Here is a 15,755-nt window from a genome sequence, read left to right as displayed (position 1 = left end):
TTAGGTGAGATAAGAACACCAATCGCTCCATCCACCGGGATATAACTTAGCTGTGTGGATTCCGGCAAGTTCCATCGAGAAAAGGTTGACGCAAGCCGTTACCCCAGAGCCACAGTAGACGATAATTTCTTCAGCTTGTTGATAATCTGCCCACAGTTGTTGCTGTCTGGAGAGGGGCTGAAGGTAGCCTCGTTCGTTAGAAACCAGTTGCCAAGGGGAATTGACAGCACCGGGGATATGCCCGGCGATCGGGTCGATGGGTTCTCTTTCGCCGCGATAGCGATCGCCGTCTCTCGAATCGAGCAATACTACCGAGGGCGAATCTTTCTTCGCTTTAACCGTTTCGATATCGACAATCCAATCGGGTTGGGGATTGGGTGCGAAGTTGCCCGATTTGGGTGCGGGAATCGCATCGCAGACGGGATATCCGTCCGCTATCCATCCCTGCCAGCCACCGTCGAGTAAAGCAACCCTATCGTGTCCGAGATAGCGCAACAGCCACCACAGGCGGGCGGCAAAAGCAAAGCGGGAATCGTCGTAAGCCACTACCAGGGTTTCGCCAGAGACAATGCCAATGCTGGTAAGCTTTTGAGCGAGCAAATCGCGATCGGGCAAAGGATGTCGTCCGCCGTGTTTGTTCGGAGAGGCGGAGAGGTCTTTTTCGAGATCGAGATAGTAAGCGCCGGGAACGTGACTGGCGAGATATTGTTGATATCCCCATTGAGGATTCGCTAATTGAAAGCGGCAATCGACGACAACAACTTGTGGGTCATGCAAGCGCTCCCAAAGCCAGTATGGCGATACGACGCATTGAATTTTTTCCATTTGAATTAAACATAACAATTACAGAAGTAAAGAGTTAATATAGTTTCCGATAATTAGGAACGTTGGAGAATTCTAAGGGTCGTTGACAGAAATTGGGGTTTGCGAGGAAAATTGCTTGACGATTAACAAACAATTGCGATCGTCATTCGTGCGAGTATAGCTTAAATGAGAAGCAATTTTCTGTAAAATAACCAATCCCTGACCGTGTCCGGACAAGCGATCGTTCCGCAGGGCAACATTTTTCAGAAATCCGTCTAAATCGAAATAAGAACCGCGATCCCAGATGCGCATTTCTATACTTTGCTGACTCAGAACGATTTCCACCTCAATGGGAGTTTCAGGGGGAAGATTTTTGTGGGCGTGTCGAACAGCATTGGTAAACCCTTCCGCTAGTGCTAGTTGGCACTGCAACCAATCTTTTTTGGGAATCCAAGGTTGATAAAGTCGGTCAAAGTGTTGCAGAAGAAGGTCTAATGCTTGTAAGGCGCTCTCAACCTTGAAAGCACTTCTTATGGGAAGTCTCAACTGTTCAAAGCCTCTTAAATCGACTAAGGTTGAATCAATACGGCTAGGGTATAGTTTTTGTTGGCTATTCGTCCAGTCGAACTGGAGTATCATGCTACTTACTTTGATTACTGATTCACATCCGATCCAATTATCTCACTGTCTTAACGATGTCAACTTCGGATTCAAAAATTTGGTTAGAGAATTTAAAAGTTTCTCTCATCTAATCTTGCCTTCTTACGCTCTCTACACGCACGCAATCTCTTATGGTAAAAATACTGGTTATTGACGACGATAGCATCGTTCGGGTTTTGTTGGAGCGAACCCTCACTCAATGCGGCTATGAGGCAATCGTTGCTAGCAACGGCGAGGAAGGCTTAGAAAAAGCATTGCATGTTCGTCCGGCGTTAGTAATTTGCGATTGGTTAATGCCTGGCATGAATGGGTTGGAGGTTTGTCGTCAGATTAAGACAACTCCAGAACTTTCCACGACATTTTTTATCTTGCTTACTTCCTTGGGATCGATTGAAGATCGGGTTAAAGGGCTAGATGCGGGGGCAGATGATTTTCTGTGCAAACCCATTGAGATGAACGAGTTGAAGGCAAGGATCAGGGCGGGATTGAGATTGCATCAACTCAGTCGCGATCTGCAAATTCAAAAACAACTTTTAGAAGCCGAATTGGCAGAAGCAGCGGAATACGTTTGCTCTATTTTGCCCGAACCCTTGAACGATCCATCGATCGCCATTGACATGCGATTTATTCCTTCGCGACAACTGGGCGGAGATGGTTTTGATTATTATTGGTTAGATAGCGATCGCTTGGCTATCTATTTGCTCGATGTTTCCGGGCACGGTTTGCGAGCGGCTTTACCCTCGCTTTCGGTGATTAATTTATTGCGCTCTAGGGGGTTAAGTAAAGTTAATTACTATCGTCCTAGCGAAGTGTTGCGAGGGTTAAATAAAGTTTTTCAAATGACTCATCGCAACGATAAATATTTCACGATTTGGTATGGGGTTTACGATCGCAAAAAACTTCAGTTAACTTATTCGAGTGCCGGACATCCGCCTGCTATTTTGCTCTCTCCCAATGCCCAAGGAAAGACCATTGAGCAACCTCTAAAAACTCCCGGTTTTCCCGTCGGCATGTTTGCCGATGCTGAATATACCGATGCCGATTGTCAGATTATCCAGCCTTCTAGCCTCTACCTTTTCAGCGATGGCATCTACGAAATTGAAAGACCCGATGGCAAAATTTGGGGTTTAAAAGAATTTATTAAATTCCTAAGAATTTATCATTCAATGCCTCGTCATAACCTAGATTTACTTTTAGATTATATTCAAACTTGGAATACTAAAAAGCAATTTGATGACGATCTTTCCATTATGCAAATTAATTTTTATTAGCTGCTTTCATCGTTTGGAAGTTGTAGAGAACCGTTAAGGATTTTTTCTTCTAATTCTTCTCGACTTGGAAAAATATCAAAAACGCGATCGACATTTGTTAATTCAAACAACATTTTAATTTGCTCGTTGATCGCACAAAGAAAAAGTTTAGCTCCAGCCGAGAGGACGAGTTCGCGAGAGAGAACCAAAGCGCCCAATCCAGAACTGTCCATAAAAGTTACATCTTTAAAATCAATGACAACAACATCAGTCTTGTCTTCTACCAGTTTGCTAATCTCTTGTCGAAAGTGACTCGCTTTTGTGCTATCTAAAATACCGGAGGGTTGAAGAATTTTAATAACAGGATTCATAGACTGAAAGCTTGACTAGAAACTGTTGCTTAGCAAGTAGGAACTAGAAATTGGAAATCTGGAAATCATTTCCCGATTGTCTATACTTGATGCTCGTACAAAACTGAGCCGTTTGGATAAAAAGCGCCGGACTTTGCTAGTATAACTCTCATACTTCTCACAATCAAAGCATTAACATTCACCAATCCTTAAGTTACTACAATCGACTCTCTCAAGCCTAGATGGCCTCGCTCTGTATTATTTCTTTGCAACGGTTGGAAGCAAATTGAATGGAATCCTATGATGTTATTATTATTGGCGCTGGTCATAACGGGCTAGTTTGTGCTGCTTACTTGCTCAAAGCAGGCTACAGCGTCTTATTGCTCGAAAAGCGTCCAGTCCCAGGGGGAGCCGCAACAACAGAAGAAGCCATGCCAGAGGATGCCCCTGGATTTAAGTTTAATCTCTGCGCGATCGATCACGAATTTATTTTTCTCGGGCCCGTCATCGAGGAACTGGAACTCGATCGATACGGCTTAGAATATCTCTGGTGCGATCCGACAGTCTTTTGTCCCCATCCCGATGGCAAATATTTCCTGGCATATCAATCCCTGGAAAAAACCTGTGCTGAGATTGCTCGTTACAGCCAGCGGGATGCCCAAAAATATGCCGAGTTTATCCAATATTGGTCGCGCTTAATCGGCGCGATCGCGCCTTTATTTAACGTACCCCCCCAAGCGATCGTCGATATTGTCAGAAGCTACGATCTCGACAGCCTCAAAAACGTTTTAGCGATCGCTGGTTCCCGCAAAAAGGCGCTTGACTTCATCCGCACGATGATTAGCTCCCCTCAAGATTTGCTCGATGAATGGTTCGACACCGAAATCGTCAAAGCTCCTTTGGCGCGACTAGCGGCGGAAATTGGCGCACCTCCTTCCCAAAAAGGCATTGCCGTAGGCACGATGATGATGGCGATGCGCCACAATCCTGGAATGGCAAGACCGCGCGGCGGTACGGGAGCGCTGACTCAGGCATTGGTAAAGCTAGTTCAAAGCAAAGGCGGAGTCATTTTAACCGAACGAGCAGTCAAGCAAGTTCTTGTCGAAGATGGTCGTGCCGTTGGCGTGCGAGTTGCTGGCGGCAAAGACTATCTTGCCAACAAAGGAGTCATTTCTAATATCGACGCTCAACGCTTATTCCTGCAATTGATAGACAAAGCCGACACAGACGATGCCGATCCCGAATTGCGAGAGAGGCTAGAACGTAGAATTGTCAATAACAACGAAACAATTCTTAAAATTGATTGCGCCCTCTCAGAACCACCTCGCTTTGAAGCTTACGGTCACAAAGATGAATATTTAACTGGCACGATCTTGATTGCCGATTCGGTCAGACAGGTAGAAAAAGCACACGCTTTGACAATTATGGGAGAAATTCCCGACGAAAATCCTTCAATTTATTTGGATGTTCCAACGCTGTTAGATCCTTCAATGGCACCGGAAGGCAAGCATACTTTGTGGATCGAATTTTTTGCCCCCTATCAGATTGCTGGTGCTCAAGGAACGGGATTAAATGGTACCGGGTGGACGGACGAACTGAAAAATAAAGTAGCCGATCGCGTCATTGATAAACTAGCAGAATACGCGCCCAATATTAAAAAAGCAATTATTGCGCGTCGGGTAGAAAGTCCGGCAGAATTAGGCGAAAGATTGGGTTCCTATAAAGGCAACTACTATCACATCGACATGACCCTCGACCAAATGATTTTTCTGCGCCCCCTACCCGAAATTGCCAACTACAAAACCCCGATTAAAGGATTATATTTAACTGGTGCGGGAACCCATCCAGGCGGATCGATTTCAGGCATGCCAGGACGAAATTGCGCTCGTGTTTTTCTGCGATCGCAAGAACCAATTAAGACTTTTTTGCGATCGATTTTTAGGATTGGTTAATAGTTAGTTGTTAATCGTTGGTTAGAGATACTTTTTTGCGCCTTTGCGTGAGGTCAAACCAATACTTCTGCTCTTGTGTGCTTAATCTATTCCCCGATTAGCGCCCCATACTGCGCTTGATCCGTTCGAGTTCTTCATCGGTTTCCAAACGCTGAAATTGCGCTTCTAAAGGATCGGTTGCTCTACTATAACTGCTTCCCCGATCCCAACCGATCGTATCCCAGTTAGAAGTGCTTGTAGCTTTAGCTTGAGCCGCTTTAGCTTGGACTTCTTGCTTTCTCTGCTGAATTTGACGCAACAGTTCCTGAGACTGGAGAATGCGTTTTCTGGCTCCTTCCATTTGTCCCCAAAGCTGGTTGCCCTGACGCAACAATGCCGCTTCTCTTTCTTGCGCCGCTTGCGCTAGATCCAATCTTCCAGCCGCTTTTGCCTTATCGATTCTGAGATGCCAAGTTTTGATATCTTGAGCGACAGAGAGAATTTCAGTTTCCAAGCGCTGTTTTTCTCGCTCTAGATCGGTAATTAAGCGTATCGTGCCTTGCTCTTGTTCTCGCAGTTGCTCTAGAAGCGCTTGCAACTCCAGATGCGGATTATTGCGTAAAAATTCTTCGAGCCGAGTTTCGAGGAACCGACTGACTTCATCAAATAAACCCATTGTCGATCGCTGGTTGCTATTAGTTCTTCGTTAGTTATATCCCATCCTTGTGACTTTCGACTTCTAACTTCCGAGTGCTTTAAAACCCCTGTCCTACCTCAAGAGAGCGAGTCGCGCCGTTGGAGTGGACGATCGCCTGTTGATTCTGTATGCCTACCAGCGTCCAGCCGCTAGCCCCAAGAACTTCGCCCGGCTCGAACCGCCGCGTCGTCCCTTTGACATTGAATAACGCATAGGAGCGATCGCCAGATTCCAGCACGCCTACCAGGGCTATATCTGCCTTATCGGTTTTGGCGACGGGGGCGGCTTTTGGCGAAGGCGCTGCTGTAGAAGCCGGTTTGGGAGCTTCTTCTACTGAGGTTGGCGGGGCTTGCGGATAAACAGGAACGTAGATCTTTTCAATAATAGTCGGTGCGTTCTCAGGAGGCGGAGGCGGTTCGCTGGAGGTCATAGCTGGAGGAATGGCAACCGTTGGCGGAGCGGGTGCCGCAGCGGTGGCTTTTTCGGGTTCTGCTTTGATTCGTTCGAGCGATCGCTCTAGGTAAGCGATGAACCGAGCATCTGCGAGGGAAACTTGCTGGGTTTGAGTGACGGGTTGAGGTTGAGGCTTAGTCGCCCAAGGAAGCGCGAGTCGATCGTTGCTAACCAGCCAAAATAAGACCGTACCGAGATAGGTGCTGGCTGCCGCAAAAAGGAGCTTGTCGATATGCTTCATGTCAAGATACTAGAACGCAATCTTAATATTAAGCCTCTAACCGCCTAATATGCTAATTTTATCAGCAAGTATTCAAAGACAAACTCAAAAGTTTATGACGAGCAAGAAAACTGAGAAGACAAGGTTTTTAACTTCTTTCAAAAATCAACCAATTCAATAAACAATCGCTTATAATTGCTCAATTAATTTCTCAATCGCATTGGATAAGAGGGGTGAGGAGCGGAGCATGTACAATATTATTTCTCGAAAAACCATTCCTTGGCTGTTGCTAGGCAGCGATATTGTTGGTCTAATTGTATGTTTTAACGTTGCCTTTTTGTTGCGGATCGATCGTTTAATGAGCTGGGATTCCCTACTTTCTTATGGGATTATTTCACTGTGTTTGTTAGGACTATACATAGCAGATACCTATAGGCTGGATCGATACGCCATTCACATTGCGGGTCGCTTGACCCCAGCTCGCATCCTACTCAGTTTAGCAGTTACGTTTGGGATCGCCAGCTCTTTTATTTATGTGACTGGCTTGTGGGGAAGCCAACCGATTACAGGTCGGGGAATTTTGCTACTGGGCATAGTTTTTTTTGCGATCTGGGCAGTTATCTCGCGTTTCGCTGTGGTTAGATGGTTGCAGCAAAAGATAGAACAGAGCCGTTGGTTAGTGATTGGCACTAGAGAAGAGGCGGCACAACTAGAATGCGAATATCGAGCTTTCAGTCCTAAAACCGAGTTTGTTTTTTGGAGCGATCGCTCCGAAAAACCCGTTGCTAAGGGCAATCTTGCTTTATCTGTTAGAAGTACGGACAAACTTGCTATTTTGTGCCAACAGCAGTGGTCGGGGGTACTAATCGCTCAGGATAAGGAACCTTTATCCGATGCGACGGTAAGACAATTAATGGCAATGCGCTTGCGAGGCATATATGTTTATGAGCTATCGGCTTTTTACGAGCAATTTTGGGGAAGAATTCCTCCCGTATTAATTAAAGAAGATTGGTTTGCTTTTGCGGCTGGATTCAGCCTGCTACACAGTCGCATCAACGTCAAGCTCAAACGACTTTTAGATGTTGTCATTGCTGGAGTGTTGCTAATTGTAATGCTTCCAGCGATGTTGCTAGTTGCCCTAGCGATCGCCATCGACAGTCCCGGACCGATATTTTACAGTCAAGTACGGACGGGACTAAACAGACAAAAATTTAAAGTGCATAAGTTTCGCTCGATGTATCGCGACGCAGAAAAGATGGGAGTACAATGGGCTAGCACGAAAGATTCTCGAATTACCAGGGTGGGAGGTTGGTTGCGAGTCATGCGAATTGATGAATTACCCCAATTGTGGAATGTCCTCAAAGGAGAAATGAGTTTAATTGGTCCTCGCCCAGAACGTCCCGAATTCGATCGGCAATTAAGGCAAGAAATTCCTTATTACGATTTGCGCTACCTAGTCAAACCAGGAATTACAGGTTGGGCGCAAGTCAACTACCCCTATGGGGCTTCCGTAGAAGATGCTTACCAAAAAGTTGCCTATGACCTCTACTATCTCAAAAACTATTCTTTGTTGCTCGATGTCATGATTATCCTCAAAACCCTACGGGTTGTTTTTCTGGGGAAAGGTCGATGAGTACTCAGAAAATTTTGGTGACAGGAGGGGCTGGTTATATTGGTTCCCACGTAGTACGCCAACTAGGGGAAGCTGGCTATGAAGTCGTCGTTTATGATAACTGCTCTACTGGAGTGCCTTCGGCAGTGCTGTATGGGGAATTGGCAATTGGAGATCTAGCCGATATCGAGAGCTTATATCGAACCTTTGCCCAAAATCAGTTCGATACGGTTTTGCACTTTGCTGCTAGTACTTTAGTACCAGATTCGGTGGTTCGACCGCTAGATTACTACACCAATAACAGTCGCAATACGTTGAACTTGCTGCGTTGCTGTCAAGCTTTTGGCGTGAATCAGCTCGTTTTTTCCAGTACGGCAGCAGTGTATGGCAATCCGCAAGAAAATCCAGTGTCAGAATCAACAACTCCCTTACCGATCAATCCTTACGGACGCTCAAAACTGATGAGCGAGTGGATGATTCGAGACTATGGACTAGCATCGGGTTTTCGCTATGTCATTTTGCGATATTTTAATGTCGCTGGAGCCGATCCACAAATGCGAATCGGTCAGTACAATTCTAAGGCGACGCATTTAATTAAGGTGAGTTGCGAGGCAGCTTTGGGGCTGCGATCGTCGGTGAGTATTTTTGGGAGCGATTTCCCTACGCCCGACGGGACGGGAATTCGAGATTACATTCACGTGGAAGATTTAGCTGCCGCACATATAGATGCGCTGCGGTATTTACAAGCTGGCGGTAAGAGTGAGGTACTCAACTGCGGCTATGGACGGGGTTATAGCGTGCGGGAAGCGATCGCGATGGTAAAAGAGGTATCTGGAGTGGATTTTCCGGTTTTTGAAGGAGAAAGGCGAGTAGGAGATCCAGCTTGGGTTGTCGCAGCATCGGAACGAATTAGGAAAGTATTGGGATGGCACCCTCGGTACGATAATTTAAAAGCCATTGTGGAGACAGCTTTTGAGTGGGAAAAAAAGTTGTGTAAGCTGTAGCTTAATAGTCTGCCAGCGATGTTCTATCGCTGTCTCATAGGTGAAATCGTCTAAAGACGACTAAATAATCAATATTTTAGTCCATTTTAATGAACTGGAGATATAAGACGCTTAATTTATTTCCCGGCACCTGTTGCGACTTCGCTCACTTGGGAATCGCTATAATCTTTTCTCTTGACAGGATTTTAACTGGCTTATTAACACGATAATTTCGTCAATCGCAGCGCGTAAATCCGATGCAGGGCGATCCGATTGATTGACCATAATACTAAATACTAAACGTCGATATCCGGGGACGGTTAAATATCCAGAAAGGGCGGAATTTCCCGATAAAGTTCCCGTTTTTCCTTGCAAATTTTCTGCAACTAAAGTATTCTTGAATCGCTCTTGTAAAGTGCCACTAACTCCGGCAACGGCTAGGGAGTCTTGGTAAGTCTTTGCTTCTGGGGTTTGTGCCATGAATCTTAACGTTTGCGCGATCGCTTCTGGACTGACTAGATTGTGGCGAGATAATCCAGACCCGTCTACTAAAACATAGCTTTCGGGATTAACTCCTAGTTCGGTTAATTTTTCTTTGACGACTTCTAAACTCGTTTTATTTTGCGATTCGCTGCCTAAGATTTGCAGCAAGGCTTCAGCAAATAAATTATTACTTTCTCGATTAGTTTTTTGTAATAAAATTGATAGAGGATCCGATTCGACGAAGGCTAATTCTTTTCCCAAAGAATTCTTCTCAGATTCTTTTGCGATCGCTCCTTGCTTGACTTTAATTCCTTGGGCAATTAACGCCTCAAGAAAAGATTCTAAAAAATATTGACTTGGATCGACAATAGCTAACTCCCAAGGAGTTGGTTCGGAATCGATAGACATTTCTCCTTGAATTTCTAGAAACGATCTCCCGAAATTTCTTTGGATTTCTATACTTGAAGAGGTTTCTTCGGAAGCAGTTATCGTTTGATTTTCTATTTGCCATTGTCTAGCTGCAATTGGGTCAGACCAATCTACTTTTAAGGAGAAATCTGGTTGTCGGGGGGAAAGGGTTAATGTCACTGAATTTTCGTTTAAAATTAGACTATTAACAGAAGTCCCATAAGAGAAAAAAATATCTCCCCATTCCCAACTAGAATTAATTCCAGTTTGCTCGAAATAATTATCCTCAACAATAACGTTGGATATTCGACGAACACCTTGGCGTTTGAGTTGTTGGGCTAAATCTTTTAAGCGATCGCTACTAAAACTGGGATCGCCTCTGCCAACTAATCTTAATGTAGTAAGATTGGCAACATCTCCCGTTCCATAAACGGAGGTGCGAATGCGAAATTGCGATCCGAATTGCAGTAGTGCAGCAGCAGTCGTTAATAATTTGACGCTGGAAGCAGGAATAAAATATTTTTCAGCATCTAAGGAATAAAGCATCTCTCCAGAGTCGAGAGTTTGAATCAGAATTCCCCAACGCGATCGCTTAAACTCAGGACGATTAATAACTGTTTCAATTGCTGTTTTTAAATCGCTCGGACACAGAGATTCAGAAAACCCTCTAAATTCCTTACTAACTAACGATTCTTCAACTGTATTTGCTAAAATTCCTTGTCCGGGAACTTGAATGCCTAATAATGAAACGAAGAAGCAGACAGAGTATCCCCAGCTTACAATACGATTCTGCATTTTATAATAACAAGTTTTTCGCCCTGAAATCTTTAATCACTCTACAACTCAAGTCGAAGATCGAACAATAGGATGACGACGATCGCATAGGTCCAGAAGCGATCGCCGCACCCGCCAAAGTCGGTAAAAAGGTTTATTTGCGATCGAACGGGCGAAGGCGAGAAGAGAAATTCGGATAGATCCAGACAGCAATTCAATTAGAATTGCTAATGATGTATTATACTCAATTAAAATTTACTTAATAAATTAGCTCTTAAACTTTTTTCCTTTTACCTTTTTAGCTACTTAATATGTCTTTCGTCGGATTGCATACTCATAGCGACTATAGCCTCCTCGATGGTGCTTCTCAGATTCCCGATCTCGTCGATCGCGCAGTAGAATTAGGGATGCCTGCGATCGCGATTACCGATCACGGTGTTATGTACGGCGCGATCGAATTGCTTAAAGTTTGCCGAAACAAAGGTATTAAGCCGATTATCGGCAATGAAATGTATGTCATTAACGGCGACATTGAAGTTAACAAGCGCTGTAGGAAATATCATCAAGTTGTCCTTGCCAAAAATAACCAAGGCTATAAAAATTTAGTTAAATTAACGACAATATCTCACCTTAAAGGAATACAAGGAAAAGGCATTTTTGCTCGCCCTTGCGTCAACAAAGAATTGCTAGAAAAATATCGCGAAGGATTGATTGTCACTAGCGCGTGTTTGGGTGGCGAAGTTCCTCAATCAATTCTCGCAGGCGATTTCCAACGTGCCAGAGAAGTTGCTCAATGGTATAAAAAAGTTTTTGGAGACGATTATTATCTGGAAATTCAGGATCACGGCTATCCAGAAGATCGAGTAGTTAACGTTGAAATTGTCAAAATTGCTCGCGAACTAGGCATTAAAATTGTTGCTACTAACGATTCCCATTTCACTTCTTGCTACGATGTGGAAGCGCACGATGCACTACTGTGCATTCAGACAGGCAAGTTAATTCAGGAAGAAAAACGCTTACGCTATAGCGGAACAGAATATGTCAAATCACCCGAACAAATGCGACAATTGTTCCGCGATCACTTACCTGATGAGATTATTGAAGAAGCAATTAATAATACCTTAGAAGTTGCCAATAAAATCGAACCTTATAAAATTTTAGGCGAACCTCGAATTCCAGATTATCCCGTTCCTGCGGGTTATACGCCAGATAGTTATTTAGAAGAAATTGCTTGGCAGGGATTGATAGAACGCCTCAAATGTCGATCGCGTACCGAAATCGATCTAACTTATAAAGAACGACTGGAATATGAACTAAAAATGCTTCAAAAAATGGGTTTTTCAACCTATTTTCTCGTCGTTTGGGATTATATTAAATTTGCCAGAGATAATGGAATTCCAGTTGGACCAGGAAGAGGAAGTGCCGCAGGTTCTTTAGTTGCATATTCTCTCAAAATTACCAATATCGATCCCGTTCACCACGGATTATTATTTGAAAGATTTCTCAATCCAGAACGGAAATCAATGCCAGATATCGATACAGATTTCTGCATCGATCGCCGGGATGAAATGATTGATTACGTTACTGCAAAATATGGAGAGAGTAACGTCGCGCAAATTATTACCTTTAATCGCATGACATCAAAAGCGGTATTAAAAGATGTTGCCAGAACTTTAGGCGTTAGCTATGCAGATTCGGATCGCATGGCAAAATTCATCCCAGTAGCAAGAGGCAAACCTACCAAACTCAAAGTAATGATCTCCGATGAAACGCCAGAACCACAGTTCAAACAAGCTTACGAAAATGAAACTGTAAAAATCTACAACGATCGCAAAGAAGAAATCGGAGAAATTTCCGTTCGGCGTTGGGTAGATATGGCAATACGCATCGAAGGAACTAATAAAACCTTCGGCGTTCATGCAGCAGGAGTTGTTATTTCCTCGCAACCGTTAGATGAAATTGTTCCCCTCCAAAAAAATAATGATGGTGCAACGATTACCCAGTATTTCATGGAAGATTTAGAATCGCTGGGACTGCTAAAAATGGATTTTCTTGGATTAAAAAACCTAACTACCATCCAGAAAACCGCCGAGTTAATCAAACAAAATCGAGGTCATGAATTAGATGTAGACCAATTGCCCATTGATGAAAGAAAAGCACTACAAATTCTAGCAAAAGGAGAAATTAAAAAATTACCCCCTGATGTAGAAAAAACACATAAACTTTTAGAATCTGGAGATTTAGAAGGAATTTTTCAATTAGAATCTGATGGGATGCGCCAGATAGTAAAAGATTTAAAACCATCTGGAATCGAAGATGTTTCTTCTATTTTGGCACTCTATAGACCCGGACCTTTAGATGCAGGTTTAATTCCTAAATTTATTAACCGCAAACACGGTCGAGAACCGATTAAATACGAACATCCTCTACTCGAACCAATTCTAAAAGAAACTTATGCAGTTCTCGTTTATCAAGAGCAAATCATGAAAATGGCGCAAGATTTAGCCGGATATTCTCTAGGAGAAGCCGATTTATTGCGTCGTGCCATGGGTAAAAAGAAACCCGAAGAAATGAAGAAGCATCGCGAGATTTTTATTGATGGTGCAACTAGAAATGGAGTCGTTCGCGAAATTGCTGAAGAATTGTTCGATCAGATGATGCTTTTTGCTGAATATTGTCTCAGTTATGACACAAAAATTTTAACGGTTGAATATGGGGCAATGTCCATTGGTAAAATTGTCGAAGAACAAATAGATTGCACTGTTTACACAGTCAATCAAAATGGGTTTGTTTATACTCAACCTATCGCGCAGTGGCACGATCGCGGCAAACAAGAAATTTTTGAATATTGCTTAGAAGATGGTTCAATTATTCGCGCTACTAAAGACCATAAGTTTATGACAACTGATGGTCGAATGCTGCCGATTGATGAAATCTTTGAAAAAGGACTTGATTTAAAAACTATTAATTGCGATTGAACGATTAACTTATCCCCGTTCATTTATGACAGGAATAAGAGTATTATTTGGTAGGGATAGGGCTAACCAGCATCATCGACATTCGAGCCGCCAATGCCCAGAAGACGATTTTTTAAATCCTTCTGGAATTGGGCAGCAACCCTTTCCGGCACCGGGAACCAACAATCTAGAAGAAACACGAGTATCTAGCTTGCGGCTTTTCGAGGATCACTCTTGCGGCATAGCACTCATCTGTTCTAAATCGAGAACTTTTGCCAAGGCTTCTTCGCTCATCAGTCCTTTCTCAAGGACGATTTGTCGGAGAGACTTGCCCGTTTCCAGAGATTCTTTAGCAACCGCAGCAGCATTGAGATAGCCAATGTGAGGATTGAGAGCAGTAACTAAAGCGAGACTGCCTTCGGCATAAGCCAGACAGCGATCGCGTTTTGCCGTAATTCCCTCGATACACTTTTTACTCAAAGCATCGATAGCATTGCCGAGAATTTCGATACTGTGAATCAGATTGTAGGCGATCAGCGGCATCATCACATTCAATTCCAATTGTCCTGCTTGAGCTGCAAGCGCGATCGCCGTATCGTATCCCATCACCTGAAAACACACCATCGAAGTCATTTCTGCCATAACTGGATTGTATTTCCCCGGCATAATCGAAGAACCGGGTTGAACGGGCGGAAGTTGGATTTCTTTCAATCCCGTTTTTGGTCCCGAATCCATCAGTCGCAAATCGTGAGAAATTTTGATGCAATCTTGGGCTAGATTTCGCAATGCCCCAGAAACGCTGACAAAGGGAGCCATACTTTGCATAGCTGCCATGAGGTGAGGGGCAGGTTTTAGCGGTTTGTTAATTAATTGAGAGAGAATTTCGGCGGCACGATGGCGATATTGAGGATGGGTATTCAATCCCGTTCCTGCCGCACTTCCTCCCAAACCGAGCGAGTATAGATCTTCTTCCGCTCGTTCTATCCTGACTCTATGATCGCTTAAAATCCGTGCCCAAGCCCTAAATCCTTCTCCCAGTCGCACGGGAACGGCATCTTGCAAGTGGGTTCTGCCGGATTTGACGATATCTCGAAATTCTATCGCTTTGTTTTCTAAGGTAGCGATCGCGTCGAGTAAAGCTGGGTAGAGGGAATGTTCGAGGGCAAGTAAAGCACCGACGCGAATGGCAGTGGGAATGACATCATTAGTAGACTGACCGTAATTTACATGGTCGTTAGGGCTAACTCGTTTGTAATTTCCCTTCTCATCTCCTAAAATTTCTAAAGCACGATTTGCCAAGACTTCATTAACATTCATGTGATGGGACGTTCCCGCACCCGCTTGGTAAACATCTACTACAAATTGATCTCGATACTTGCCATTGAGAACTTCATCGGCAGCAACTGCGATCGCGTTGCTAATTTCTTGGGAAATGCAACCGAGTTCGCCATTGGCGATCGCAGTTGCTTTTTTAATCAGTATGCAAGCATCGACATAGGTTGCTAAGGGTTTAATGCCGCTGATGGGGAAATTTTCGATCGCTCGTAGCGTTTGAATCCCGTAATATACATTTTCTGGGATTTGTCTTTCTCCCATCGAATCTTTTTCGATGCGATAGTTGGAGCTTGTCAGTTCAGTCATAAGATTTAGGATGGTAAATTTTTTTTCTAATCTGAGGCGAAGGCAAAAGAATACAGGACTTACGCACCATAACGAAATTGTGTTATCGGTCGCGATCGCGAAGGGTCTCTCAGAGGACTGAGAGGCTTTACTATCGCTATTGCATGACAGTTGACTGTGTAAGTCTTAGAATGTATGGCGCTGCCTTAACTAATATAGAAGGGGAATGGATCGCCAAGCCCGATCTCTTAAGCAATTGTTATGGTTTCTCAACACCCGATCGATCTGGGAAACTTGGTAGCCTCGCCTATGTGCGAGCGGTTTATTTCAACTGAAAGCATCAACGCCTATAACTAAAGTTCTAGGCGTTAATGCCAACTCGATTAAAATCGACTGAAATTCCTATCGGGTCTTCTTTAGAAGACTTTTTCGCTCGCCCAGGAAATTAATTGAGAATGGTACAAGATCTTAGTTTCAACAAAGATATGTACGCGATCTGAAGCAATTTCTAAAGCTCGAATATTCTATTTTTTCTCTACAGACAATACTTAAT

Annotated in this window: 13 protein-coding genes; 5 read left to right on the top strand and 8 right to left on the bottom strand. The window is 43.8% G+C overall.

The features are described from left to right. Entirely contained in the window at positions 1–825 is an 825-nt protein-coding gene (locus tag NIES593_RS13130) for a sulfurtransferase (protein ID WP_073600008.1), read from the bottom strand. 72 nt (positions 826–897) lie between these two features. Further along, entirely contained in the window at positions 898–1,338 is a 441-nt protein-coding gene (locus NIES593_RS13125) for an ATP-binding protein (RefSeq protein ID WP_073600022.1), read from the bottom strand. 257 nt (positions 1,339–1,595) lie between these two features. On the opposite strand from NIES593_RS13125, the gene NIES593_RS13120 reads away from it, so the two are divergent. After that, positions 1,596–2,735 (top strand): PP2C family protein-serine/threonine phosphatase, encoded by a 1,140-nt coding sequence (locus NIES593_RS13120; protein WP_073600007.1) that lies wholly within the window; start codon positions 1,596–1,598, stop codon positions 2,733–2,735. On the opposite strand, the gene NIES593_RS13115 is transcribed toward NIES593_RS13120, so the two are convergent. Further along, positions 2,732–3,085 (bottom strand): STAS domain-containing protein, encoded by a 354-nt coding sequence (locus tag NIES593_RS13115; protein WP_073600006.1) that lies wholly within the window; start codon positions 3,083–3,085, stop codon positions 2,732–2,734. The two genes, NIES593_RS13120 and NIES593_RS13115, sit on opposite strands and share 4 nt — an antisense overlap. Positions 3,086–3,354: 269 nt before the next feature. Between NIES593_RS13115 and crtO the strand changes: the two genes are divergently transcribed. Then, positions 3,355–5,016, top strand: coding sequence for a beta-carotene ketolase CrtO (crtO, locus tag NIES593_RS13110; RefSeq protein WP_073600005.1), 1,662 nt, complete (start codon positions 3,355–3,357; stop codon positions 5,014–5,016). Between the two features lie 97 nt (positions 5,017–5,113). Here the strand turns inward: crtO and NIES593_RS13105 are convergent, their stop codons facing one another. Both NIES593_RS13105 and NIES593_RS13100 read right to left on the bottom strand, forming a co-directional pair. Beyond that, entirely contained in the window at positions 5,114–5,671 is a 558-nt protein-coding gene (locus NIES593_RS13105) for a TIGR04376 family protein (RefSeq protein WP_073600004.1), read from the bottom strand. 79 nt (positions 5,672–5,750) lie between these two features. After that, positions 5,751–6,386, bottom strand: coding sequence for a hypothetical protein (locus tag NIES593_RS13100; RefSeq protein ID WP_073600003.1), 636 nt, complete (start codon positions 6,384–6,386; stop codon positions 5,751–5,753). 226 nt (positions 6,387–6,612) lie between these two features. Here NIES593_RS13100 and NIES593_RS13095 point away from each other — a divergent pair, with 226 nt between their 5' ends. Together NIES593_RS13095 and galE are read left to right on the top strand one after the other, a co-directional pair. Then, positions 6,613–7,998, top strand: a complete 1,386-nt coding sequence (locus tag NIES593_RS13095; protein WP_073600002.1) for a sugar transferase — start codon at positions 6,613–6,615, stop codon at positions 7,996–7,998. Continuing rightward, entirely contained in the window at positions 7,995–8,981 is a 987-nt protein-coding gene (galE, locus tag NIES593_RS13090; RefSeq protein ID WP_073600001.1) for a UDP-glucose 4-epimerase GalE, read from the top strand. The genes NIES593_RS13095 and galE overlap by 4 nt, the downstream gene beginning before the upstream one ends. 159 nt (positions 8,982–9,140) lie before the next feature. On the opposite strand, the gene dacB is transcribed toward galE, so the two are convergent. Further along, positions 9,141–10,646 carry a D-alanyl-D-alanine carboxypeptidase/D-alanyl-D-alanine endopeptidase gene (dacB, locus tag NIES593_RS13085; protein ID WP_073600000.1) on the bottom strand — a complete coding sequence of 502 codons (1,506 nt, stop codon included), beginning with the start codon at positions 10,644–10,646 and terminating at the stop codon, positions 9,141–9,143. A 41-nt stretch (positions 10,647–10,687) separates the two neighbouring features. Further along, a complete protein-coding gene (locus tag NIES593_RS24200; protein ID WP_175561127.1) occupies positions 10,688–10,843 on the bottom strand; it encodes a hypothetical protein in 156 nt (51 codons plus the stop codon). 93 nt (positions 10,844–10,936) lie between these two features. Between NIES593_RS24200 and NIES593_RS13080 the strand changes: the two genes are divergently transcribed. Beyond that, on the top strand, positions 10,937–13,603 hold the full coding sequence (locus NIES593_RS13080; protein WP_073599999.1) for a DNA polymerase III subunit alpha: 2,667 nt from the start codon (positions 10,937–10,939) through the stop codon (positions 13,601–13,603). A gap of 207 nt (positions 13,604–13,810) precedes the next feature. Here the strand turns inward: NIES593_RS13080 and NIES593_RS13075 are convergent, their stop codons facing one another. After that, positions 13,811–15,223, bottom strand: coding sequence for an aspartate ammonia-lyase (locus NIES593_RS13075; RefSeq protein ID WP_073599998.1), 1,413 nt, complete (start codon positions 15,221–15,223; stop codon positions 13,811–13,813). Positions 15,224–15,755 lie beyond the last annotated feature (532 nt).

The organism is Hydrococcus rivularis NIES-593, assembly GCF_001904635.1.
Taxonomy (GTDB): domain Bacteria; phylum Cyanobacteriota; class Cyanobacteriia; order Cyanobacteriales; family Microcystaceae; genus Hydrococcus; species Hydrococcus rivularis.
Note: the sequence above shows the minus strand (reverse complement) of the source record. Positions and strands in the feature narration are given on the sequence as shown.